22 protein-coding genes and 1 pseudogene are annotated in these 24,069 nt (G+C 38.3%); 21 read left to right on the forward strand and 2 right to left on the reverse strand.

Annotated features, from left to right (window positions below):
- The first annotated feature begins 175 nt into the window (after positions 1-175).
- Positions 176-1,123 carry a sensor domain-containing diguanylate cyclase gene (locus ABS917_RS02235; RefSeq protein ID WP_350477483.1) on the forward strand — a complete coding sequence of 316 codons (948 nt, stop codon included), beginning with the start codon at positions 176-178 and terminating at the stop codon, positions 1,121-1,123.
- A 369-nt stretch (positions 1,124-1,492) separates the two neighbouring features.
- Here the strand turns inward: ABS917_RS02235 and ABS917_RS02240 are convergent, their stop codons facing one another.
- Positions 1,493-2,122 carry a hypothetical protein gene (locus ABS917_RS02240; protein ID WP_350477484.1) on the reverse strand — a complete coding sequence of 210 codons (630 nt, stop codon included), beginning with the start codon at positions 2,120-2,122 and terminating at the stop codon, positions 1,493-1,495.
- 201 nt (positions 2,123-2,323) lie between these two features.
- On the opposite strand from ABS917_RS02240, the gene ABS917_RS02245 reads away from it, so the two are divergent.
- Positions 2,324-2,974, forward strand: coding sequence for an SIMPL domain-containing protein (locus ABS917_RS02245; protein ID WP_350477485.1), 651 nt, complete (start codon positions 2,324-2,326; stop codon positions 2,972-2,974).
- A 173-nt stretch (positions 2,975-3,147) separates the two neighbouring features.
- Complete coding sequence (locus ABS917_RS02250) at positions 3,148-4,206, forward strand: YkvI family membrane protein (RefSeq protein WP_350477486.1); 1,059 nt, start codon at positions 3,148-3,150, stop codon at positions 4,204-4,206.
- 78 nt (positions 4,207-4,284) lie between these two features.
- Here ABS917_RS02250 and ABS917_RS02255 read toward each other — a convergent pair whose 3' ends face one another.
- Positions 4,285-4,626: a YwqH-like family protein gene (locus ABS917_RS02255; RefSeq protein WP_350477487.1), complete on the reverse strand. Its 342-nt coding sequence runs from the start codon at positions 4,624-4,626 to the stop codon at positions 4,285-4,287.
- Between the two features lie 308 nt (positions 4,627-4,934).
- Here ABS917_RS02255 and ABS917_RS02260 point away from each other — a divergent pair, with 308 nt between their 5' ends.
- The 18 genes and pseudogenes from ABS917_RS02260 (at position 4,935) to ABS917_RS02340 (ending at position 24,033) form a co-directional block, all read left to right on the forward strand.
- Positions 4,935-5,228, forward strand: a complete 294-nt coding sequence (locus tag ABS917_RS02260; RefSeq protein WP_350477488.1) for a WXG100 family type VII secretion target — start codon at positions 4,935-4,937, stop codon at positions 5,226-5,228.
- 122 nt (positions 5,229-5,350) lie between these two features.
- On the forward strand, positions 5,351-5,590 hold the full coding sequence (gene yukD, locus ABS917_RS02265) for an ESX secretion system protein YukD (RefSeq protein ID WP_350477489.1): 240 nt from the start codon (positions 5,351-5,353) through the stop codon (positions 5,588-5,590).
- 12 nt (positions 5,591-5,602) lie between these two features.
- Positions 5,603-6,931, forward strand: a complete 1,329-nt coding sequence (essB, locus tag ABS917_RS02270) for a type VII secretion protein EssB (RefSeq protein WP_350477490.1) — start codon at positions 5,603-5,605, stop codon at positions 6,929-6,931.
- Positions 6,932-7,022: 91 nt separating this feature from the next.
- Entirely contained in the window at positions 7,023-11,498 is a 4,476-nt protein-coding gene (essC, locus tag ABS917_RS02275) for a type VII secretion protein EssC (protein WP_350477491.1), read from the forward strand.
- Complete coding sequence (gene esaA / locus ABS917_RS02280; protein WP_350477492.1) at positions 11,495-14,284, forward strand: type VII secretion protein EsaA; 2,790 nt, start codon at positions 11,495-11,497, stop codon at positions 14,282-14,284. The genes essC and esaA overlap by 4 nt, the downstream gene beginning before the upstream one ends.
- The gene (gene essA, locus ABS917_RS02285) at positions 14,274-14,792 is read left to right on the forward strand and encodes a type VII secretion protein EssA (RefSeq protein WP_350477493.1); all 519 of its coding nucleotides are present in this window, start codon (positions 14,274-14,276) and stop codon (positions 14,790-14,792) included. Before esaA ends, essA begins: the two co-directional genes overlap by 11 nt.
- A gap of 39 nt (positions 14,793-14,831) precedes the next feature.
- On the forward strand, positions 14,832-15,134 hold the full coding sequence (locus ABS917_RS02290) for a YwqI/YxiC family protein (RefSeq protein WP_350477494.1): 303 nt from the start codon (positions 14,832-14,834) through the stop codon (positions 15,132-15,134).
- Positions 15,134-16,705, forward strand: a complete 1,572-nt coding sequence (locus ABS917_RS02295) for a ribonuclease YeeF family protein (RefSeq protein WP_350477495.1) — start codon at positions 15,134-15,136, stop codon at positions 16,703-16,705. Before ABS917_RS02290 ends, ABS917_RS02295 begins: the two co-directional genes overlap by 1 nt.
- A 22-nt stretch (positions 16,706-16,727) precedes the next feature.
- Positions 16,728-17,513 carry an ABC transporter ATPase gene (locus tag ABS917_RS02300; protein WP_350477496.1) on the forward strand — a complete coding sequence of 262 codons (786 nt, stop codon included), beginning with the start codon at positions 16,728-16,730 and terminating at the stop codon, positions 17,511-17,513.
- Positions 17,514-17,526: 13 nt separating this feature from the next.
- Positions 17,527-17,976 (forward strand): biotin carboxylase, encoded by a 450-nt coding sequence (locus tag ABS917_RS02305; RefSeq protein WP_350477497.1) that lies wholly within the window; start codon positions 17,527-17,529, stop codon positions 17,974-17,976.
- Complete coding sequence (locus tag ABS917_RS02310) at positions 17,973-18,422, forward strand: DUF5085 family protein (RefSeq protein WP_350477498.1); 450 nt, start codon at positions 17,973-17,975, stop codon at positions 18,420-18,422. Before ABS917_RS02305 ends, ABS917_RS02310 begins: the two co-directional genes overlap by 4 nt.
- 47 nt (positions 18,423-18,469) lie before the next feature.
- Positions 18,470-20,155, forward strand: a complete 1,686-nt coding sequence (locus ABS917_RS02315) for a T7SS effector LXG polymorphic toxin (RefSeq protein ID WP_350477499.1) — start codon at positions 18,470-18,472, stop codon at positions 20,153-20,155.
- Positions 20,145-20,606 (forward strand): toxin-antitoxin system YwqK family antitoxin, encoded by a 462-nt coding sequence (locus ABS917_RS02320; protein WP_350477500.1) that lies wholly within the window; start codon positions 20,145-20,147, stop codon positions 20,604-20,606. Before ABS917_RS02315 ends, ABS917_RS02320 begins: the two co-directional genes overlap by 11 nt.
- A gap of 257 nt (positions 20,607-20,863) precedes the next feature.
- Positions 20,864-21,574 carry an endonuclease V gene (locus ABS917_RS02325; protein ID WP_350477501.1) on the forward strand — a complete coding sequence of 237 codons (711 nt, stop codon included), beginning with the start codon at positions 20,864-20,866 and terminating at the stop codon, positions 21,572-21,574.
- Positions 21,575-21,780: 206 nt separating this feature from the next.
- The gene (locus ABS917_RS02330; protein ID WP_483316042.1) at positions 21,781-22,254 is read left to right on the forward strand and encodes a hypothetical protein; all 474 of its coding nucleotides are present in this window, start codon (positions 21,781-21,783) and stop codon (positions 22,252-22,254) included.
- A gap of 12 nt (positions 22,255-22,266) precedes the next feature.
- Positions 22,267-22,431: pseudogene (locus tag ABS917_RS18910) on the forward strand (PoNe immunity protein domain-containing protein); the annotation flags it as partial.
- A gap of 98 nt (positions 22,432-22,529) precedes the next feature.
- Positions 22,530-22,670, forward strand: coding sequence for a hypothetical protein (locus tag ABS917_RS02335; RefSeq protein WP_350477502.1), 141 nt, complete (start codon positions 22,530-22,532; stop codon positions 22,668-22,670).
- Positions 22,671-22,842: 172 nt separating this feature from the next.
- The gene (locus ABS917_RS02340; RefSeq protein ID WP_350477503.1) at positions 22,843-24,033 is read left to right on the forward strand and encodes a M14 family metallopeptidase; all 1,191 of its coding nucleotides are present in this window, start codon (positions 22,843-22,845) and stop codon (positions 24,031-24,033) included.
- Positions 24,034-24,069: the final 36 nt, after the last annotated feature.

Consider the following 24,069-nt stretch of genomic DNA (forward strand, 5'->3'; position numbering starts at 1 on the left):
TGGCTGCTTCTTTTTTTATTTCCATATTTGTCACAAAAATTGGGTAAAGTATCAGAAAATCAATTACAGAAAAAGACAAATTTAATTATGTTATATTAAATAAAAGGTAAGTAACTTTTAACTTAATAACTTCAATCGGATATAAAGATATGTAAATAAGAATGGAGGTACTTTCATGGTAATACCACTCCAGGAATTACAGATGTATAAAAATTTTCAGGAACTCGCCAGTGATGTATTAGAACTAGCTAAAGAGATTATGCCTGACAAACTCATTTATTTAAGCTCATTTACTGAGAGTGAGCAAGTTATTCTTCAACTTTCAAATTCAAATACACATATTTATTTGACTGAAGGAATCGCAATAAAACTTAATCAAACAGCCTGTAATCTAATTGATTTCGAAAAAAATCAACCGTTAATATTTGAGGATATAAGTAAAGAAACTGATTTTGAAGAGCTGAAAATGATAAGTGAAAGAATTAATATTAACGCTTATTTGGGTATTCCAATTACCCTTGCAAATGGTGAAAAGTTTGGAACGTTATGTGTGGTACATCATGATGCCGCTCACTTTGATACAAAAAGCGTCAGTTTGCTTCAAAAGATAGCAAAGATGTTTTCGTACTATTTATTGTTGGAAAAACTGGCCTATAAAGATTCATTGACAGGGCTTTACAATAGGGAATTTCTTTTTGCGTTTTTCAAAGAATATTCAAAATTGGGAGGGACTTTGTTCTTTCTCGATTTGGATGGTTTTAAAATGGTAAATGATCTGCATGGTCATAATGCAGGGGATCAGATTCTCAAAAGTGTAGCATTAAGAATTCAAAAATTTATAAAAGATGAGGAAAATGTATTTGCAGTGAGGTTGGGGGGAGATGAGTTTATTATTAATTTCCCGCTTATTTCTTCTAAAACAGAAACTGCCAAGCAGGCTGATAAACTTCTTGATTATCTAAATACATGGGATTACGAATATCAGCTTTCCGCAAGTATCGGCATAGTTCAATATGTGGCAGAAGATATTTCCTCTCTTGAAACAATACTAGAACATGCGGACAATGCTCTATATCAAGCAAAAGTGGCAGGCAAGAACACGTATAAGTTTTTTGGGGATTAATGGTTTTTGGCTGGAACCACGTTGAAAAAATAAAAGAGAAAATAAAAAAACCGAATTCGCTAAAAATCGTAATTCGGTATTTTATTTTGCACAACAATAGCTGCCTGGTGGGCCCACAGACGGTCATGTATCGGCATACCTTAACCATGCTCCAGGATTTGAACAAGCTTTATTATTTAAACGTTGAGCTTTAAAAGTTAAGAGCTTTGAAATTTAAAGTTTCAGGTTTGACCTTTATGCTTTGACCTTTTTTATTGAAAGTACAATTAATAATTGTAGGTTGAGGGACTGTTTGGTTGTTTTAACTCGCACACAGTCAAAGCACGAGCGCCGATCCGTTTACTGTTTTCGCTATGCTATGCATATTAGTTAAATCTCAATAAATGTTGTGGCATTTGATTCTGATAATACAGCGTCAACTTCTGATTCAAATTCCTCGATTTTCGCTGCAAGTTCATCGATGATTTTCTTTACTTGCATCGGGTCGATCAGTTCGTATTCATTGCGCTTCATAAAAGTATCTGTATGGAGCCTTACTTCTTCTGAAGATGATTGCTTTTCCTTACTGCCTAAAATATTGATTAAATAGTTTTCAAGCTTTTCAGGAAGTGCTTCGTTGGCAGTTGTTACTTCCTCAATCGCTTCAAAATATTGTCGGCGCATGTGATTCAGCAACTCCTTCTCGTATGCAATCGATTGTTTACGTTCAATTGCTTCAGCCACTGTCATTTCAGTTGCACCAATTTTAACGATTGTATCGGCATTTGATTCAACAACGAGTGCTTTCAGTTTATTGCGGTATTGGATTAGGCTTGTGACCTTGTCATACGATCCCTGCATTTCCTTTTTGTATTCATCAATAGACATACCTTCAATTTTCTCATTGCTTTTACGGTTTGCTCGAGTCAGCACTACACGGTAGGTCGCCGATTGGATCCGTTCATTAAGCATTTTTAACTCAGACAGTGCACGATGCAGCGATATTCTTTTCGTCTCCATGATGAACCTCCATCCAATAAAAATTTAGTAGATTCTACTATAGCATAACGATGGCTCATACTGCCTGATAATCAAGAAAAAACCAAAAATATCTTTTGAAGTCTTTTGCGGTAAAATGTCCAGAATAAATGCCCTTTAAACAACTACCTGGTATGTAGTGCATAGTATAATAGAAAAAGGTTATAGGAAAGGTGGAAGCTCTTGTATCATCCACAAATGATGTTTCAACCAGTCGCTAACGCAAGGGAAATGACCGTTACAGGGAATGGTGAGATAATTGCTCAGCCTGATTATGCGCAAGTACAAATCGAAGTTCGGACGCAAGGGGAAAATGTCAGAACGATTCAGCAGGAGAATGCGGTCATTATGAATCGCGTAATAGACTCACTAATAGCTTTAAATATACCAAAAGAATCGATTCAGACTGCTGCTTACAATATCTTTCCAACCTATGATTTCATAGACGGAAGACAAGTGCTAAGGGGCTACGAGGTACAAAACGCAATAACAGTGAAAATAGCCGATATTAGTCAAGTAGGTACGGTAATTGATACGGCAATTCGAAATGGAGCTAACCATGTATCCGCTATCGAGTTTAAAATAACGGATACAGATGTTTACTACCGGCAGGCACTTCAGTATGCTCTGATCGATGCCGTTGGGAAAGCAACAGCTATGGCTAAAACGATGCGTGTCACATTACACACGGTGCCGGTGGAAATAATCGAAGAGCAAACGATTGCTCCGATTCCATACAAGGCGATGCAGTTAAGTAGCCAACAGGTAGTGACACCGATAGAACCTGGAACAATAACAGTAAGCGCATCAGTTCGTGTAAAGTTTAGTTATTAGAAAAATTATATTCCATTCTATAATACTTTAACCGTCTAAAAAAATAGCGGTTAAGGTATTTTTTATTGCGGCGATTTTCATCCTGAATTCTCTTCTTTTTATATTCAAGCATGTTTTCTACCTGCCTTTACATAAAGTATCTATGATAAATAGAAATATAAAGAAGGTGCGAATTGAAAAAGAGTATTCAAATTGCAGGGGCGTTTGTCAGTTTAGTTGTCGGTGCAGGTTTTGCTTCGGGACAGGAAATTATGCAGTACTTTACAAGTTTTGGGTTAATGAGTGTGTTTGGATGTATTGTAGCAACGATTATATTTACGATGTTGGGGATGACGCTCGCGCAGATTGGCTCGGATTTGCAGACGACTTCCCATAAGGAAGGTATTCATTTTATTGGTGGACGCTTTTTTGGTCCGGTACTCGACCAGCTGATTTCCTTTGTGCTGTTCGGCATTGCGGTTGTTATGTTGGCTGGAGCGGGTTCTACATTCAATCAGATGTACAGTATGGATGCATCGGTAGGCAGCTTGTTAATGGCGTTACTTGTTGTAGTGACACTGATGCTTAATGCGGAAAGTATCATTAAAATGCTGGCGGCGCTCATGCCTTATCTACTTGGTATTATTTTTATCCTTTTAATTTATTCTTTATTTACGATGAATTATCCGATAAGTGAACTAAATGCAATCGCAAAAAGTCAGCCTTCTGCAACCCCGCATTGGTTTTCTGGTGCTGTTATATATGTTTCGTACAATATTGCGGGTGGTGCGGCGATGCTTATTGTAATGGGGGGCACGGCTACAAATAGAAAGGTTGCAAGAAGAGGTGGTGCTTTAGGGGGCATTATTCTTGGTTTGCTTATAATGCTCATTAATATCGCCTTATTTGTCAAAATGGATATTGTGGCAGGTGTGGAAATGCCAACACTGGAACTGGCAAAACAAATTCATCCTGCTGTAGGAATCATTATGTCCTTTGTGCTTTTAGCGATGATTTACAGTACCGCTGTAGGAACCCTGTATATACTCGCTGTACGAATCGTAAAACCGGACCGTTTTGCATTTAAGATTGCGGTCAATTTGCTTTGTATCGTTGGCTTTGCAATTAGTTTAGTAGGCTTTACAACATTGATCAGTAAGTTGTATGTCGTAATGGGGTATTTAGGTATAGGGCTAATTCTTTGTGTTTTAATTTCAGCATTATTCAAACCGAGTAAACAGAAGGTAACTTGAATGACGAAGAATTCTATGCTAAAGATTCTTCCTATTTTTTTCATGAAATTCTTCGTCATTCCGCCTATAACGAACTTATCAATTGTTCTCTTCCGCTTCAAGACGTGCAATCGTAGCGCGGATTGACTCAATCTCCAGACGGATTTGCTCCATTTTATCATTTAAAGTTGAAAAGGTTCTGGAAAATTGAGTATTTTGGATTTCTCCATAGCTAGCTAGAATACCATCGATTCGAATGTCATCGAATCGTGCAGCTAAAGTCCCTTTCCATGTAGCTGAAGTAAGTTCTGGCTTTGTCATAAGATGCTGATTGCTTGAGAACTCACTTTGCTTTCCGGTTAATTGACCATTGCACGTTTGTAAACGGCTCAAATCATTTTGCTTTTTATTTAACAGAGCATACCAGTACGCTAAAGACATTCTATCACCTCTCAATTAATTGGTTTAGTCTTTTGAAATATGGGTACCTATATAGAGTAAATAATTGGTTTTATAGCAAATTGTAGGGATTATTATATAATACCACTTAAATATATCACAAAGAAAATAACATAAAATGGTATACTTTGCTTATTTTATTCCAAAATAATTAGTATAAAATTCCTCTTTTGCTATATTCTTATTGACCTTATTTGCGAAGTTTCTATAGAATGAAATTGAAAATTAGGATTGTTAAATTTTGTGAATTTGATTGCGAAATTTAATAATGCCAAAAAGGAGAGAACTTCATGTCAGGAATTATTCGTGTTACCCCAGCAGAACTTGAGGCAATGTCGAATCGCTATGGGAGTGAAAGTGCTCAAGTAGAAGAACAAATTTCGCGTTTAGATAACATGATTCAAGAGCTGCAGTCAATGTGGGAAGGTGAATCAAGTCGCGCATTCGCGGATCAATATGCAACTTTACGTCCATCAATTCAAGATATGCAGCGACTTTTACAGGACGTTTCAGTTCAACTGAAAAATACTGCACATGCTCTTTCTGATGCAGATCGTCAAATTGCAGGACAAATTCGCGGCTAAATTTCATCGGTGTTTAAGATTCAAAGAGCGTCATATTCGGATGAAGGCGCTCTTTTTGTTTTTGTCGACCGTTTTGACCAAGTTTATCGCTATGTTGCAGAAGATGTGTTGAGGTGAAGGATATGTACATAGAAGTTTCAATAGATTTAAAACAGTATAACGGGGAGCGCTTCGATCTTCGTCTATCAAACTCCTATTCCGTCAAAGAGTTAATTGAAATCGTTTGGCAGGTAAAGTCGATTCCCTATCCACCTAAAGAAGGATTCTGGGTACGAAATACAAATAAGCAACGAGTTTTATCCGGGAATGAACTCCTGGTGAACAGCGGCATCACAACAGGTGATCGATTAGAAATTTTGTAAGGAGTCATGGAGATGACAGATAAAAAAACATCCTATTTAGAAAAACAGTTAGAGGCGACCTTCAAGTTTGAACAGGACCAGATTGTATTAACGTTTCAACGGGAAAAAATTAAATTATCCAATGAACTGGAAATTATGTTGTTGCAAGAAAACAATCCTTTTATTGAGAAAAATATCACATTAACAGAAGATGAATTAATTTTTACATTTAAAAAAGAATCAAACTTTATGACATTCGGGAAATTACGAACATTAGATGAAAGAAGTCGATGGATGTTTGCATCAAAGGTATTAAGGTTTATCATGCTACACCAGTCAAACCGGCTTCATCTCATTGTTTGTCCTGAAAATATTCTGATAGATGAAAGTTTGACCGCTTATTTTTTGCATTATGGAGTAAAAGAGAGTATTCCTCCTTATGAAAGAAATAAGGAAAGACTTTGGGCTGAAACAAAAGCAATCATTGCAGCTGCGGTACAGCCGAAATATAAGTTTGACCAATATATTCAGTTTTCCAAGTCAATTGAATTAAGTCCGGTGGCAGTAAAAATAATGGAAGCAAAAGACGAACAAGAACTTTTGACCATCATCCAAGATCAGCTGCAGCTACTGGAAAAAGAAGAGAAAAAATACACAAAAATTGCAAAATCAAAATGGAATTGGGTGAGGTACAGTCTGATTGGGCTTCTAGTAGTGTTATTGCCGTTAGGAATCTATACCGGATACGCAGCTCTCGTAATACAGCCGCAACAAGAAGCATATGTAGCTGTACAAGCACCGTACATCCAAGGGAATTACAGTGAAATTATCGATCAGCTTGCACAGTATGACGTTGAAAAAATGCCTAATGTGATTCAGTACGAGTTATCGCTTGCCTACATTGTTAATGAAACTTTGACGGAAGAGCAAAAGGAAAACGTCTTAAAGACCATTACACTGCAAACAGATCCAAATTATTTTAAGTACTGGATTTACATTGGCAGGGGACAGGCAGAGGAAGCGTTAACGGTGGCGAGGCAATTGGAAGATTTAGATTTGATTATGCTTGCGCTGTTGCATTATGAAGAATCGATCAAGGCAGATCGAGAATTAGACGGCGAAGAGCGCGAACAGCTGCTTGACAAAGTTCAAACAGAAATAAACGAAGTAACAAAACAGCTTGAAGAATTAAAAGAAGCGCTGGAATCGGAAGATGTGAATACAGATGACCGGAAAGATTCCGTTTCAAAGCAAGAGCAGGAAATAACAGAAGAAAAAAATACAATTCCTGAAAGTACGAACGAAGCAAAAGCGGAGAAGACTGCCCAGCCGGAAAAAACCAAGGAAGCGGGAGCCGAATAACTTCAGTTAATGTTTTTCAAAACGAAAATTGTAAAAACACTTTCGAAAATAACAATACATGATTAGGAAATCCCTAATAGAAGGTGATTTGATGAGTACACTTATATTTTTCTATGACAACTATTATCAATCTATAGATTTAGATCAACTAAAAAAGAATTCCATTACAGTAGGGAATAATTCATCTGATACTGTAACAATTCAAAGCATTCCATTTACAGATGGCCCGCTCCAGATTACCGAGGATTCCTTTGGTTTTACGGTAAAACAGAATGGAAGCCAGCTTGGAAAAGTGAATCCTAAGCAATTTTTTGAGTGGAAAGACAGTACCGGCAAAAAAATGCTGAAAATCATTCTCTTTCTTTCAAGACCTTCAAGTGAGACGTATTTTGTAGGGAATAGAACGGAAATTTCTCTTTCTACAATAGACGGTCAGGCAGATGTTATTTGGCAATCTGAAGCTGAAATCCAGCAGCAGTCTTTTTCACTGCTGAAGGTGGGGCAACAATGGATTGCTGAACTTCCGGAAAATACTATGCTCTACATAAATGGACAAAAAAAGCAGTCAACTAAGGAAATCCAAATCGGAGACTTGATTTTTACACCATTTATTTTCTTTCGTCTAGTGGAAGAGGATGTTCTGGAAGTGACGAGCTTTGAAAAGTTTGAAACAAGGTTTTCGGTTATCAGTGAACCTGAATCGGAAATGAAAAAGAAATACCCGATATACAGAAGAACGCCAAGAATGGTCTATGAACTGCCGAAAGAAAAGGTTTCACTGTCATTTCCTTCACAGGAGAACGACCCGTCAAACCGTGGTTTATGGCTCATCATTTTACCGCCGCTTGTCATGCTGATTGTGATGGGGATTATCGCGGTTATTCAACCACGCGGAATTTTTATACTGATTACGATGGTCATGTTCGTCATGACGCTCATTACATCAACCGTGCAGTATTTTAAAGACCGTGGTAATGAAAAGCGCAAGAAAGAAAGACGCATTCGTATCTATTCAGCCTATTTGGAAAACAAACGGCAAGAGTTGCAACAGCTGTCCGAAAAACAGCGCTTTACAATGGAGTTTCACTTCCCGAAATTTGAGCGTTTGAAATATTTGACGTATCAGATTTCCGATCGAATTTGGGAACGTTCCTTGGAAAGTAATGATTTTCTGCAATTACGGTTAGGAACAGGACACGTTCCTTCTAGCTTTACCATTTCCTTGAACTCGAATGATATGGCCAATCGCGAAATGGACAATCTAATCGAACAATCCCAAAAACTTGAAAAAGTATACAAAGAGATTTCAGATGTCCCTGTTATAGCGAATTTGGCAAAAGGACCGATTGGACTAATCGGGAAAGAGCGAATTGTAAAAAAGGAAATTCACCAGATTATAGGCCAGCTTGCATTTTTCCACAGCTACCATGATTTGCGCTTTGTTTTTATTTTTGATGAAGCCGATTATGAGAAAGTTGAATGGATGAAGTGGCTGCCGCATTTCAATATTCCGAATATGTATGCACGCGGGTTCATCTATAACGAGAAAACCCGGGATCAACTGCTGTCAACGATTTATGAAATGATTCGCGAGCGTGATATTAAGGAGGATAAAGAAAATCTCCGTTTTACTCCGCATCTTGTTTTCATCATTACAAACCAGCAGTTAATCTCTGATCATGTCATTTTGGAATATCTTGAAGGTGACCATAAAGACTTGGACATCTCAGTCATTTTTGCAGCAGATGCAAAGGAAAGTTTGTCGGACAATATCCATACTCTTGTTCGATACTTAAATGATACAGAAGGCGACATATTAATTCAGGATAATAAAGCGGTAAATATTTCGTTTAAACTTGATTCCCACCGTCAGGATAATAATGAACATTTTGCCCGTCTATTAAGGACACTGGATCATCAGACAGGGATGACAAATTCAATTCCTGAAAGTGTAACATTCCTCGAAATGATGGATGTGAAAGAAGCCGATGAACTTCAAATCGGCGATCGCTGGATGGAAAATGAATCCTCCAAGTCCCTTGCTGTACCAATCGGCCTGAAGGGAAAAAATGATCTTGTGTATCTGAATCTTCATGAGAAAGCACATGGACCTCATGGACTATTAGCCGGTACAACAGGGTCAGGGAAAAGTGAATTTCTGCAGACCTATATTTTATCATTGTCTGTTCATTTTCATCCCCATGAAGTTGCATTCCTGCTGATCGACTATAAAGGCGGAGGGATGGCGCAGCCGTTTAGAACATTACCGCATCTTCTAGGGACCATCACAAATATTGAAGGTAGCGTGAACTTTACGAATCGGGCACTTGCCTCGATCCGCAGTGAACTGAAGCGTCGTCAACGTCTTTTTGACCGCTATAACGTGACCCATATTAATGACTATACGGGGTTAGTAAAGCTACAACTTGCTGAAGAACCTCTGCCGCATCTATTTTTAATTTCGGATGAGTTTGCGGAGCTGAAAAATGAAGAACCTGATTTCATTCGTGAATTGGTGAGCGCGGCTCGTATCGGACGGAGCCTGGGAGTACATCTGATTTTGGCAACACAAAAGCCAGGCGGGGTCATAGATGATCAAATATGGAGTAATGCCCGCTTCAAAGTGGCATTAAAGGTTCAGGATGCAAACGACAGTAAGGAAATCCTTAAAAACGCCGATGCCGCATCCATCACTGTTACCGGCAGGGGCTACTTGCAAGTTGGCAACAATGAAGTTTACGACTTATTCCAATCAGCATGGAGTGGAGCTCCATATCAATCCGAACACATTGGCGGGGAAGATGAAGTTGCAATTGTAACAGATTTAGGGTTGATCCCATTATCAAATATAGCCGCAAAAGATAGTAAACAAAAAGGGCTTTCCGAAATCGAAGCAATTGTAGACAAAATTAAAGAAACCGAGGAAATGTACAACATCGAAAAGCTGAAAAGTCCTTGGCTTCCTCCACTTGCAGAACGATTGCACAAAAACGGCATTACATCAGAAATTCAGGAACATATTGCAATGGCCTTCGTCGATGAACCGGAAAAACAAAGTCAATCGCCATATTATTATCGCGTGATGGAAGACGGGAACTTAGGTATTTTTGGTTCAACTGGTTACGGCAAATCAACTACCGTGCTGACATTATTATTAAATATTGCAGAAAATTACAGCCCTGAGGAAGTCCATTATTACTTGATGGATTTTGGGAACGGTTCATTGCTGCCATTAAAACAACTTCCGCATACAGCTGATTTCTTCTTAATGGAAGAAGGGCGCAAAATGGATAAATTTATGCGAATGGTTCGAGATGAAATTGCAAGAAGAAAACAGCTGCTTCAGCAACTGGAAGTAGGCAATATCAAGCTTTATAACCGCATTGCAGATATAAAGCTGCCACTTATCTTTGTTGTTGTAGAAAATTTTGATTTCATTAAAGATGAAATGCCGGATATTGAAACATACTTCAACCAATTTGTCCGGGATGGACAGTCTTTAGGCATTTATATGATTTTCACGGCGACCCGTATTTCTTCGATTCGTCAAGCGGTCATGAACAACCTCAAGACGAAAATTGTCCATTATTTAATGGATCATAGTGAAGCCTATACAATCCTCGGGAAAACCGCTTTAGTACCTGAAGCAATACCGGGTCGGGCGATTATTAAAAAAGACGAAGCAAACTTCTCGCAACTTCTGTTGCCGGCAAACGGGGATAATGATCTCGAAGTAATTGAAGGTATTAAAGAAACTGTAAAGACATTAAAAGAAAAGTATAAGGATCATATTGGACCATCACCGATTCCGATGCTTCCGACTAATTTAACCGTGAAACAATTAGCTGAATACAGCGGATTAATGGGTCAGCAGCATTTATATCCGATAGGTCTGGATGAAGAATTTGTTCGACCTGTCGCAGTGAATTTCCTGACGAACAAGCACCTTCTGATTATGGGACAAGCCCAAAAAGGAAAAACAAATGTGCTTAAAGTATTGTTGACGAATGCAGTAGAGAACAACGTCCTGCATATCGGCGTTTTTGATTCGTTTGACAGAAGTCTGGCTATGTTTACCGACAATGAATCGATTTCGTATCTGGAATCTAAAGATGATGTGGAAGAATGGATAACGCAAATAGAAGGGCAGCTTTCAATACGTGAGATGACTTATGCCAATTCGGCGATAGCTGAGCGCAAAACGTTGCAGTTTACACCAATTTTGCTGGTTGTCGATGATTATGCCCGTTTCAATTCGGGCATTGATGCAAAATTGCAGGAACGGATTACAAAGTTGATGAAAAATGCTGGCTATTTAGGGTTCAACTTCATCGCATCAGGAAATTCTACAGATTTAACGAAGGGATACGATGTGTTAACTACGGAAGTGAAGCAAATTCGCCAGGCAGTTCTATTAATGAAAAAATCTGATCAAACATTGTACACGCTTCCTTATGACCGTAAAGAAGAAGAGATACAAGCAGGGTTTGGCTATTATATCCTAAACAATAAAGAAACGAAAATCCAAATACCACTTTTTGATAGTGAAAGGAAGATCTATTCATGACGGCTCAAAAAAAGCTCATGTTAAAAATCATAATCGTCATGATTTTGATAGTAGGGGCACCTGTCCTTTATTTTATGGCAATTGGAGAAAATCCGTTTTTCGATTCATCGAATGGAACGAAAAAAGTCGCGGTTGTCAATGAAGATACAGGTTCAAAAAAAGAAGAAAGTTCACTGGAATTCGGAAAAGAAGTGCAGCCGATTCTATCGACGGATTCCGAATATGAATGGTCTGTTGTCAGCAGAAGCGCAGCCGAAAAAGGGCTGACAGATCGAGAGTACGATGCGGTCGTATATATCCCTTCGAATTTCTCGGAAAACATCATGACATATGAAGAGCAACAGCCGGTAAAAGCGGAGTTTAAGTATACTGTTTCCGGTCAGCTGAATGCGGCAAACCGTGAAAAAGTATTGCGAGAAATTGACAATGCAACTGCAAGAGTTAACGGGAAAGTCTCAACATTATACTGGAGTTATGTATCTCAGGATTTGGAGAAAGTACGAAATGAATTTGATACGATTCTTCAAAAAGAGATGGAGTTTTTAAATACGATTTCCAACTTTTATCGGCCGAATTTAGCAAGCGTAGTTGGTGATATTGAAAGTCAAAAGAGCCTGCTCGATAATTTGGCTGCCACTGTTAAAGACACTCCGATTGAGGGGAATATCGAAAACGCAGGTGAATTTGAAGGGCTGCTGGCACAATTTGTTACCTATGTGGATACATATCGAGAGTATCACAGTACACAGCCGCTGCTTTTACAACCGTTGCAAAATGCAAATACGGCCTCAATCATCGCGCTGAAAAGTGAGCATAACCCCCGCTATGTGGAAGTAAAATCGTATTTAATGGAGCATAATGAAAAGTTCAATTCCGATATACAAAAATTGGAGAATCAACTGGCCAAAAATAAAGATAATGTTAGAAATTTATCGGATGAAGTAGTCGTTCAGCGTAATGAGATTATCAGCCTCCTGAAGCAAGTAGAAGGGGAGCTATTAGTGCAATACGAAAATCAAGTGATTGGTCTAAAGAATCAGCTTGATGCTAGTACCCCTACAGCAGATCCGACAACACAAGCGAAAAATGGTAGCGGCAAAGTTACAGACAATACAAATAACTTTATCGCTTCATCAAAAATTACAGCGCTCGATTCGGAACGCGAAAAACTGCTCGGCTTAGTCCAGAACATGAATTCACTGAAACAGGAAGTGGGTGCTACAGCGGTAAATCCGGGCGGAACGACACCGGAAGCCGCAGTTAATGCGAGTGCTACTGCAGCAGTTAACGAAAAGCTTACACAAATTTCATCACAGATGACAACAATTGAAGCAAATATCCAGCATATCCAACAGCAGGAAAAACAATTGCAGGAACAATTTGTACAATCTCAAAGTGAATTGGTTAAAGAGACAGTAGTTGAAAAAAAACCAACCTTTGAAAATGCAACAGCCGTAATCGAAGAAATCGAGCGTAAAGAAGCGGAAATTATGGCGCTGCCTATGATGAATAACGGTAAAATAGAGCGTCTGAAAAACGTTTTCTCGAAATCTATCGGAAGTAACAATACGACTAAGCTGATGGAATATTACGGTGCACTGGCCCAGTATGAAGCGGTCGTGCAAACGAACTTAAGCGAAGAATCCAACTTCAAGGAGATTTCTTCGCATGTCAATACGATTTTAGGCCTCAATGATCGGGGAACGACAATTTTAGATGAATTGCAAATGGACGTTCCCGCTTCACAAAACCAATTAGCAACTTTGGAAAAAGGAGTTAATTCTTTCTTCCTGACGTATATGGAAAAAGTCGATGCAGACTATGAAGCGATTTCTGCACAGCTGGATGCAATTGAGACAAGTGCGGACAGTATGCAGCAAAGCCTTGATGCCTTTATTGCCGGATCTGAAGAAGTTGCCACGCCGCCAGCTGACGGCAGCAGCCTTGTCACGAATCAGCAAAGCATCAGTCAAAACTTAATGGCGATGAGTAATGCAATGAACAGTATTATGGCAAACCAGGACAACATAATCTCGGTTACAAATGACTTGGAATCAAAAGCGAAGAACGTCAACGCAGATACAGAGGAATTGAATTACAAGTGGAATGAAAATGTGGTGACGACAGAAAAGTACCGGAACGCGATCCATGATGTACTTAACAATGCATTTATCGATGGACAAAGGAACGGTCATATCTACAATCATTTATCAACACCGCTTGCGGCGAAAAGCTTGAATTCTTCCGTGCAGGAAAATAAAATACCGCCCGTAATTGTACTCGTAATCGTTCTGGTCAGCGGATTATTAATAGGCTACTTCTGCTATTATTTAAAAAATAATAAACGAAGTGTGCGCATTGCATTGTTTGCTTTGCTTAATCTGATTGTCGGACTAATTATCAGTATGTACGGAATGGATATTTATTCGTTAAATGAAACGAGCTCGATTGAGTGGACGATATTCACAATTTTATTATTAACAGCAGTTTCCACAATTATTGTTGCCGGCTTTTCAGTGGGCCCGTTAATTGGGTGGTTTGTAACCGTTGCAGTAATTGTATTCTTTGTCACACCAATGCTGACACTTCTCGCTTCCAATATTGATTATGAGGATCCGATGTCGAAGGTGTACTTATCGATTCAATATGGTCCGGAGTCACTGATTATTTCTGCAAGTATTGTGCTTGCGTTTCTTATTGCGGTTTTTGCACTTGTACCGCTCATTGTAAGCAAAATAAAAAATCGTAAAACCGAACAAGATGAGGAAACGATTTATGAAATGTAGGAAATTAGCAGTTGTTTTTGGATTTTGTATATTAATGGGAGTCGGATTCGAAATTGAATCCGGCTTTCCGTTAAATTTAGAGACAAAGCAAGTGTCTGCAGCTACTGAATTGAATAACCTCAATCCTAATGAATTTAAAGAAAAAGAATTTAAAGACAACAAAGAGTACCTTCATAATGAATCCCTGCTAGACAACCGGAAAAATATCAGGGAGGAGCAAAAACAGTTGGATTTCAAGCCAAAAGTATTAGAACGAAACGAGAAAATAAAGGAAGAGCTTTTTGTAAGTGATTTTAAAGAACGGAAAACGATTGCTTACGATTCGATGAAACATGGTCTGTTTTCAAATGAAAGAGTAATAGTGAAAACCAAACTAACCGAATCAATTCCTGATGACGACAGCAAAAGCAATGGGTTGCAATTTTTCTATATTGGTCTCTTGATTGCCTGTATATTCGTTGTCTTGTTATGGCTAATACCGAAAATGGTACAGGGAGAAAGAAACTAAAGTTATAAGAAGGATGAAATCGGAAAGGAGAGAAGGAATATGTCGAATGAAGTGAAAGTCGTATATGCGGATGTTGAGGAACAGCTGGGGGTAATGGAGAATGCTGCGTCAACACTGAAACCTAAAGCAGAACCGCCGATTGAAGGGAATATGTTAGATGTTGTTACAAAATTAAACGAGCTGTCGCTGCAATTGGAACAGGTTTTAACAAGCTACCAGGCTGTGCTGCAAAATAATATTCAAACAACGGAAAATTCTGTGCAATATTTAAAAGAGCAGGATCGGCGGATATCAACAACTATTAACGGTGCCGCTTCTAGTCATGGGAGGATGATGGAATAATGAAAGTATTGGATGCAGAAAACTTTCATAGCGGTCTTGCGCGCAGTATTACCATGCTGACTAGTCTTGATACCGAAATGAAAACAATTGAGACATCTATACAGGGACTTATTCAGCTTGAGGAATCTTTAAAAGGGCAAGGAGGGAATGCAATACGTACATTTTACCGCGATTGCCACATGCCCTTTTTACAATTTTTTTATCTATTTAAAAACAGCTTTCAGGAAGTTCTTCAGCAAACAGAAGCCGCGTTAACCAGCCTCGAACCAGATCAAAGCGGATATATTCAACAAACATTTCTTGAAAAGGATGTTGAACAAGGTTTGAATAATGCGAAAGAAACTGCAGAGGGCCTAACATCTGAAGCGAATGGAATTATGGACAATGTGGCAGATATTGTTTCATTGCCGAAGCTCGATGATACTGCAGTACAAAGCGAAATCCAGGCTGCCAAAAACCACCGGGATACAACAATTGAAAATTTAATGATGTTTGACAATAGCCAAACAGCTATGCTCGCAGGAGTGGAAAGCGATCTGGCAGCGATGAGTACTTGGATTAAAGACCTTGAAACGATGATTACAGAAGGGTTGACCGATGTGAATTTCCCTGCTGAACATTGGGCGCAATATGCTTCAACGACAGCCCTTATAACAAATTTAACAAGCAGAACAAATCCAGTCGAAGAAGTGACAGAAGAGCCTGTAGAGGAAAAGCCGGGCGATGTCACATCTGCAGACGAAACAGTTATGGGACATAAAGAAGATGTAGGGAATGCAAAGAAATTTAATACCGCGGTCAATGGCGCAGTTGAAAGCTTTGGCATGTTCATGGCAGGGAAAAACGGCGGACTGAAAATGGAGTTGGTGCGTGATGCGAGAACAGGCCGAAATGTATACCGTATGCTTGCCAGTGAACGTGCCCTCCATTATTTACGTGTAACACCGGATGCAAAAGCAATGCGCGAGTTTAATTATAAATTGCCAAAAGGGAATAAAGCATGGAAACCAAAACATTACCAGCAGCAGGCAAATAATCGGGCAACTTTAAAGTTTGCTACGCAAAAAAAGGGACAATCAGGCTGGTCCAAAGTTGGGGAAGCGGCCTTAAAAGAGCATACATCGCTAAAATACTGGAATGATCAGGCGACCATTGCCGAAAAAGCCAAAACGGTTGGTAAAGCTACTGTAGCAGGTGCGGGTAAGTCATTCAAAGATGCTGTAGATGTAAAAGGGATTTTTACCAATGGGGCTGCAAAAGGATTTACAAAAGCACTTGGCCCTGTATCGGCCGGTCTGAACTACTACAGCAATTACCATAATGCGAAAGATGACGGGCTAACAGGAGCCGAGGCCCACACACGTGCCACAGTGGATACGGCAATTGATACTGCGGTGGGCGGTGCGGTACAGGCTGCAAGTGTTGCATTATTCACAGCCGCTGTTCCAATTCCGGGTGTCGGTACTGCTGTTGGTGTTGCAGTCGGAATCTTCGCCAATACGCTTCTTAACAAAAAAGACAAAAAAACAGGGGAATCGGCCATGGATAAAATTAAAGGCTGGTTCCACTGATGAATATGGAGGTAATCACCGCATGCTAAAAAAACTATCAGAACAAGATTTCGCAGTATTACGAGGACCGCTGGAGTCTGGTAGACAAAGTCCGAATTCGTTGGCATCTGTGCTTGTATTAGGCATTTTCCTGCAGGCACTGTTTTTCTATCTAACTTATAATATTGCAGGTAAATACACAATCTATCCAAATTTCGAAAGTATTAAAACAATTCATATGTGGCTTACAGGAATCATTATTTTATTGTCCCTTCTATTCGCTATTCCTGTCGTTTTTAAAAAGACGGAGAAGCTGCAGTACTTCCTGTCGATTATCGTGACACAAAATTTTTCCGTATTTTTATTCTTGGCCCCGTTATTTCTTTTAGGGGAACAGGACGCTGCAACAGTTGAATCGCTACTAAATTTAACTTGGATTACGCTTGCCATCGCAGGTATATTGTTTATCGCTACGTGGATCCGCTTTTATTTACTGCTTAAAAAAGGGCACTACCGGGCAGGGTCAAGAAACGAGGAAATGCGTGGGAAATTTGAAACCAAATCCTATATTCCGATTGCGATCATCGGCAGTACGGCGCTTGTTTTTCTTATCCAATTTGTCATGAAAACGGGTTCGTCCGATTTATTTGAAACAATCATGCTCGTCTTTTTACCTTTTGGCATATTTTATACACTCATTTTCGTATTGCCGGAGCAGCTTGTCATTCTCTATTGCAAAATCCGATTTAAAAGCTTCAACTTTGATATTAACGGTTATCTGAACACGGAAAGAGCAGTCAAAAATAATAGAAAAGTAAAACAAAGTTAGGGGGAATGAATATATGGAGATTCGCGGATTGCATTTCGATCATTTAATTACGTTTCGTATAAGAGACCAAAAGGAGAACTGGCTTGAAGGTATAAAAGTAATGGAAGATTTTCCGTTAAATCATGAAGTGTATAAAAATGGCCCGGTGTTTTTCTCGTTTGAAGAAGAGGAAAATGGGGAAGGTTTGTTTACTTATTATATGCCGATCAATACGGAAATCGAATTTGAAGAAGGGATTACGGATTTCGCCTATTTGAATCAATTTCAATTGAATCAATCTCTGCTATTGCGCCATGCACAGGAAGAATTCGATTTCAGAACTGCTTATGAGAAAGTAAAAGCGTATGCAGCAGCAGAAAATCTTTCCGTAGAGGATTCATATATCTGTGTACTGTTAAATGTTTACGGAGAATATATCATTGATTTGTATGTCCCATTGAAAGAGTGGAGCGAAGTGCAATGATTATTGAAAACCATCAAATTGCATACAGAAATGTAGCTTCAAAATATTATAATTTTGTCCCGGAAGAAATTGATCTGGCTATCCAAGATTTTGATCAAATTTTATCGAGTCATGGTTACAATACAGCCGATGTCATGTATTTTTCTATTATCAGTGACCCGACCGCATCCGTTATGACTGCTGAAATTTTCCGGCAGATCGAAGAGAATGAAATTTCGCAAATAAGTTCTGAAGAAGATGTTAATTTCAGAAGCTATTTTTCAATTGATGGCATGCTGATGACGCGGATTACCGATCAATTTGATGAACAATCTCAAGTGAAGTTTTGGGAACTGGCAGAGCACATACAACAACATAATTTCTCGCAGAGCAGCCCTTACTTTGTAGAATATAAACGCAGTCATTCCGGGGCAGCATATGTGGAAATGAGTGTCGGAGTAAGGTGAAAAACGGAGGCCAATTCAAACGTAATGAATAAAAAGATGGTGATAAATTGAAGGTATTGGATGTAAATGAGTTTCAGCAAGGACTTGAAAGAACTGTTAATCAGTTAACCCGCCTGGAAAGTGAAATAAAACAAATTGAGAGTGCTGTTCAAGGTCTCACACAATTAGAAGAATCGCTAAAAGGTCAAGGTGGAGAAGCATTACGTGCTTATTACGAGAGTTGCCATTTGCCATTCCTCACATTTTTCAATACCTTTAAAAATAGCTTTACTAGTGTTCTTCAAGAGATGAAAACAGCCCTTTCATCGCTTGAACCGGATTCATTGGGCTTTATTCGCCAAGCAGCATTGGAAGGCGAAATCGAGCAAGGCCTTAATCGTGCCAAACAAGTGACGGAAGAGTTGACAGACGAAGCCAATAATATCATGGACCAAGTGTCAGATATCGTGAGCTTGCCAAAACTGGATGATAGTGAAGTCCATCTGGGTGTACATGAAGCGAAACGACATCGGGACGAAACCGTTGAAAAACTGATTGAATTTGACGTATCCCAAACAGATGCATTAACGACAATTCAAACAGACCTGATGCATATGACAACTTGGCTTACAAACATAGAAACGATGATGACAGAAGGGGTAACAGATGTTAACTTCCCGGCAGAACAGTGGCAATCATTCGCTAGTCAGAATCCGTTAATGATTGCACTGGCCTATCGTACGCAATCGTTGGATCAAGTGATTAATATGAATCCATTACTAGCACCAGGTATGATCGAAGGAGCGAATCCATACACACTTTCGGGTCTTTATCATAATGGTCAGCAGTCTTTAGTTACTTTCGGTCTTAGCGGAGCGATGGTTTCAACAAATTTCGTTTCATTTATGAAGCAAAAAGAAAAAGAAATCGCAAAAGAGCTTTCCGCTACAGCCACAACAGTAGATAATGTGAAAAAAGAGGGGAATGGTTTTCTTAATTTCCTAGGAGATGTGGGAAGTGGCGCTACAAAAGTCGGAAAAGGTTTGTTGGATTTCTTAATATTGGACGACTTGAACACGCTAGCTGATAAAAATGCTTCGGGTCTTGATAAAGGTATTGCGTTAGCATCCTTCATCCCGATAGGAAAAGTTTTGAAAATCCCGAAAGCAATTGATAAAATTGTAGATAGTAACGTGGGTGAGGTTGTTAAGAAGAGTAATGTTGATGAGATTGTTGGTAAGGGGACGGGGAATAATCGTATAGATTATCTACGTAATAAATATGGAAAATTCACTCCAGAAGAATTGAATTATAGGATTAATTTACGCGGTGAAACACTTAAGGAATTGCAAAAGTTAATGGATTCAGGGATAAGTAATAAAAAAATGGGTCCAGCATTTGCGGGAGCGTATGATAAAACAACAGGTATTATTTATTATTCAATAAACGACTACCTTGGAAAAGTACCTGATTTACATCCTTTATTAAAATCAAGATATGATTCTATGCCACAAGAAACTTTTGATTCATATACATTTACGAAGGGTGCGGGTTCACACGCTGAGGTAATTGCATTAAATAAAGCATTAAAAGCTAATCCTAACGCTAGTTTAGATAATTTTGTTATAAACGTAATTCGTACTGGTCAGAATAAAACAAAACCAGCTGGAATGATGTTTCCTAGATGCTCGCATTGTGCTTATCTTACAGATGAATTTGAAATAATCACGGAGGTTTCAAAAAATGTTAAATAATATATTAACGAAAGAATATATAGTACAGAACGGGGTAGAGTTTGAAAATCATTTAGGGTACGGAGGCCCTAATGATTTAGGTATAGTAGAGTATACTGATGATAACAAAGAAAAATTGTTTACGGGCATAGCTTACGATATTTATGAAAATGGAAATATAGAGAGTTATTTCTATGTAGAAAATGGTGTTAAACAAGGTAAGTATGTGGAGTTTTATCTGAATGGTAATATAAAATTAATAGGGAATATGGATAGAAGCTCTGCAGAAGGCTTTCAAGTTGAATTCTATGAAAACGGGGCGAAAAAGTATGAGTCTGAATATATTGCCGGACGTGAGATGACATTTAAAAAGTACGACATTGATGGAAATATTATGGAACAAAAAGCAGAACCAAGTGAATCCGATTTATTATATGCCAAAAGGTTCGGTAAGGAACCAAAAATCAAATAAAGGTAAATCTATAGATATTAATTGTAATGGTCAATGGTCAATAGTAAGGAGATGTTAATTTACATTTCGAGTAAAGTATAGTTAGAAGGTATACAGTAAGTATGCACTAAAATTGGTATGAAAGAAGAGAGATAAAAATATGAAGAGAAATTTAAATAATTCTAAGAGGGATCAACAAGGAAATATAGTAAAACCAAAGCTTGAACCAACCAAAGAAAAATTAACGCTTATTGAAATGGGTTTATAACGTAATCTCAATGGATAATACTAAATTAGATCAATTAATAGAAAAATTTAAAAATGAACAGCGTGCACTTTTACCAAAAGTACACCTTAAAAATAACTTTCAACTTGAAGAAATTCAATTTGTTGCTGGAGTTGATATAGCGTATTGGGAAGTAAATGAAAATACGTTTGGTACCTGTTGTATTATAGTCATTGATTATATTACGCATGAAGTTGTTGAAAAAGTATACAGTGATGGTAAAATTACAATCCCTTATATTCCAGGTTTTCTTGCTTTTCGAGAATTACCATTAGTAATGGAAGCAGTAAAAAAACTTACGAACCAACCGGATTTATATATGTTTGATGGTAATGGTTATTTGCATTATCGTCATATGGGAATTGCTACTCATGCTTCATTTTTTTTAAATAAACCAACGATGGGTGTGGCAAAAAGTTATCTTAAAATCCAAGGTGTAGATTTTATTATGCCAAAAAATATAAAAGGATCTTATACCAATATTGTAATTAATAATGAAATATATGGTCGAACTTTAAGAACAACAGAAAATGTAAAACCCATTTTTATTTCCTGTGGGAACTGGATTGACTTAGAAACAAGTACTGAAATTGTTCTGAACTGTATTAATAATATGAGTCGTTTACCTATTCCCGTTAGATTAGCAGATATAGAAACCCATAAAATTAGAAAACAATTAATAGAGAATGAATTGGGAGGATAATCTCTATATACAATAAGACATAATTACTAATAAATAATGTTTCAGCTAATAAAGTTTTTCATAGTAATTAACAAGGAAAACAAATAGATTTTTAAGCACTTGATTGTCTAAATTAGGCGACATGTGCTTTTTTGTTTTCAATATTCCTGGCGAGTGTTAACTTCCAGGTAGAATGCTGGCAATCCTTCTCACCCCGGAATCCGTTAATGATTGCACTGGCCTATCGCATTCAATCGTTGGATCAAGTGATTAATGAGGTGAAAGAAGAGGAAAATGGTTTTCTTAATTTCCTAGGAGACGTGGGAAGTGGCGTTACAAAAGTCGAAAAAGGTTTATTGGATTTCTTACTATTGGACGATGTGAATACGCTCGCTGATAAAGATGCTTCGGGCCTTGATAAAGGTATTGCGTTAGCCTCCTTCATCCCAATAGGAAAAGTTTTGAAAACCCCGAAAGCGATTGTTTCTAAAGATCAGTTAAAAAGTTTATTAGATTTAATAAAAAAAGAAGAGTTAAATGATAAATTGATCGATTTTTTAGTACAGTATATTGATTCAGACTGGGAAAATAACGGATCGGAATACCTGTTTTCAAATCCATATGGATATGTTCAAAATATTATTGAGGCGGAAAATCAAAATACAGCTTTGGAGTTGTTAAAAGTTTATCTGGAAAAATAATGGTATAAAGGGCACAATGATACAGGATGGTATGAATCTCATAAAGGCAATAAAGATATCTATAGTGGCTATTGGAGCTATGAAAGTGGTGCAGTTGCAAAAATCCTTCGATTAGATGATACGCTATTAAGAGAAGTTCCATACTATCCTTATGATTTGGTTCATTTTGAAGAATGATAATATAAATATAATTCATTAATATAGCACCTTGATTGGCTAATGCCTTTCAAGGTTTCTTTTTTGAGGGCACCTAGTATGAGGGGGTATTGGAGAACATGGTTTTTCTGATGTTATCGGTAATTATTCAAGATTTACAAAGGAATTTCCATTTAACATACATCGATAGAGCAGAAAAGTACTGGTATGATGAAAATGAAGTTGATTTATTAAATTTGGAGCGAGGCAGTTGTAATTGACTGCTTCTTTTTTGTGCTTTTATTTTCTGCCATAGTATAAAGATGATCTCGAAGAATTTGGGGATAATGAAAGCGATTGAAGATCATGAATTAGTCATTTCTCGAACCGTGTTAAACATTCCACCGCATTCATATACTTTCCTATTGATGATTTTATTGAGGGAGGAGCTTTGTGGAGATTTTCGTAAGACCGGGTGATTCCTTGTGGTATTATAGCCAAGTTTTCAATGTTCCTTTTCAGCTGATACTTGACTCAAACCGGAATTTGAATGCACAGGCACTGATGCCCAACCAATCTGTTCAGATTCCAGGTTATGTGACAAGTCCATATACGGTTCAACGTGGAGATACGGTTTGGTCGATAGCACAAAGAATCAATATGCCGATGGATGCGCTTTTTCTGCTCAATCCGGTACTTAGTCCATACGTACTTCAAGTCGGTCTACGGCTGTTGCTGCCTGTTCGTGTAACATGGAGAGTTGTGAACGGTGAACAAAATTATGATTACAGGACGATGGTGCAGGATATTCAATCATTGCAGGCAATCTATCCGTTTATATTTAACGACCTGATTGGCAATTCCATATTAGATAAAGAAATTCCGGGGCTCACGATTGGGAATGGGCCGAAACGTGTGCATTTTAATGCTTCTTTTCATGCCAATGAGTGGATTACGACATCGGTTGTCATGACATTTCTTAATGATTATTTACTGTCGCTTACGAATAATGGTGCAATAAGAGGGCTTTATACATTGCCATTGTATAATCAGACGAATTTAAATATTGTGCCTATGGTAAATCCGGACGGAGTGGATTTAGTGCTGAACGGACCTCCGGAAGATGAAACAATCCGAAATAACCTAATCGAATGGAATAGCGGCAGTACAGATTTCTCTGGTTGGAAAGCGAATATTAATGGGGTTGATCTAAACGACCAGTTCCCTGCTGAATGGGAACGGGAAAGAGAAAGAAATCCGAAAACACCTGGACCGCGAGACTATGGTGGGGAAAGTCCGCTATCAGAACCGGAATCCATCGCGATGGCCGAACTGACTGTTGAACGGGATTTTGCGCGTGTGTTGGCTTTCCATACACAAGGGCAAGTTATTTATTGGGGATTCATGGGATTGGAACCTCCTGAAACAGAACAGCTTGTCAATGAATTTGCTAGGGTAAGCGGATATGAGCCTGTACAGACAATTGAAAGCTATGCGGGATATAAGGACTGGTTTATTCAAGATTGGCGCCGCCCAGGTTTTACAGTCGAACTGGGACTAGGAACGAACCCATTGCCAATTAGCCAATTCGGTGAAATTTATGAAGAAGCTTTAGGGATTTTTTTAAGTGCGCTCTATATGTAAATAAAGTCCCCCGTTACGTCCATAGATGTAACGGGG

Origin of the sequence: Solibacillus sp. (genome assembly GCF_040273735.1) — a bacterium.
Lineage (GTDB): Bacteria > Bacillota > Bacilli > Bacillales_A > Planococcaceae > Solibacillus.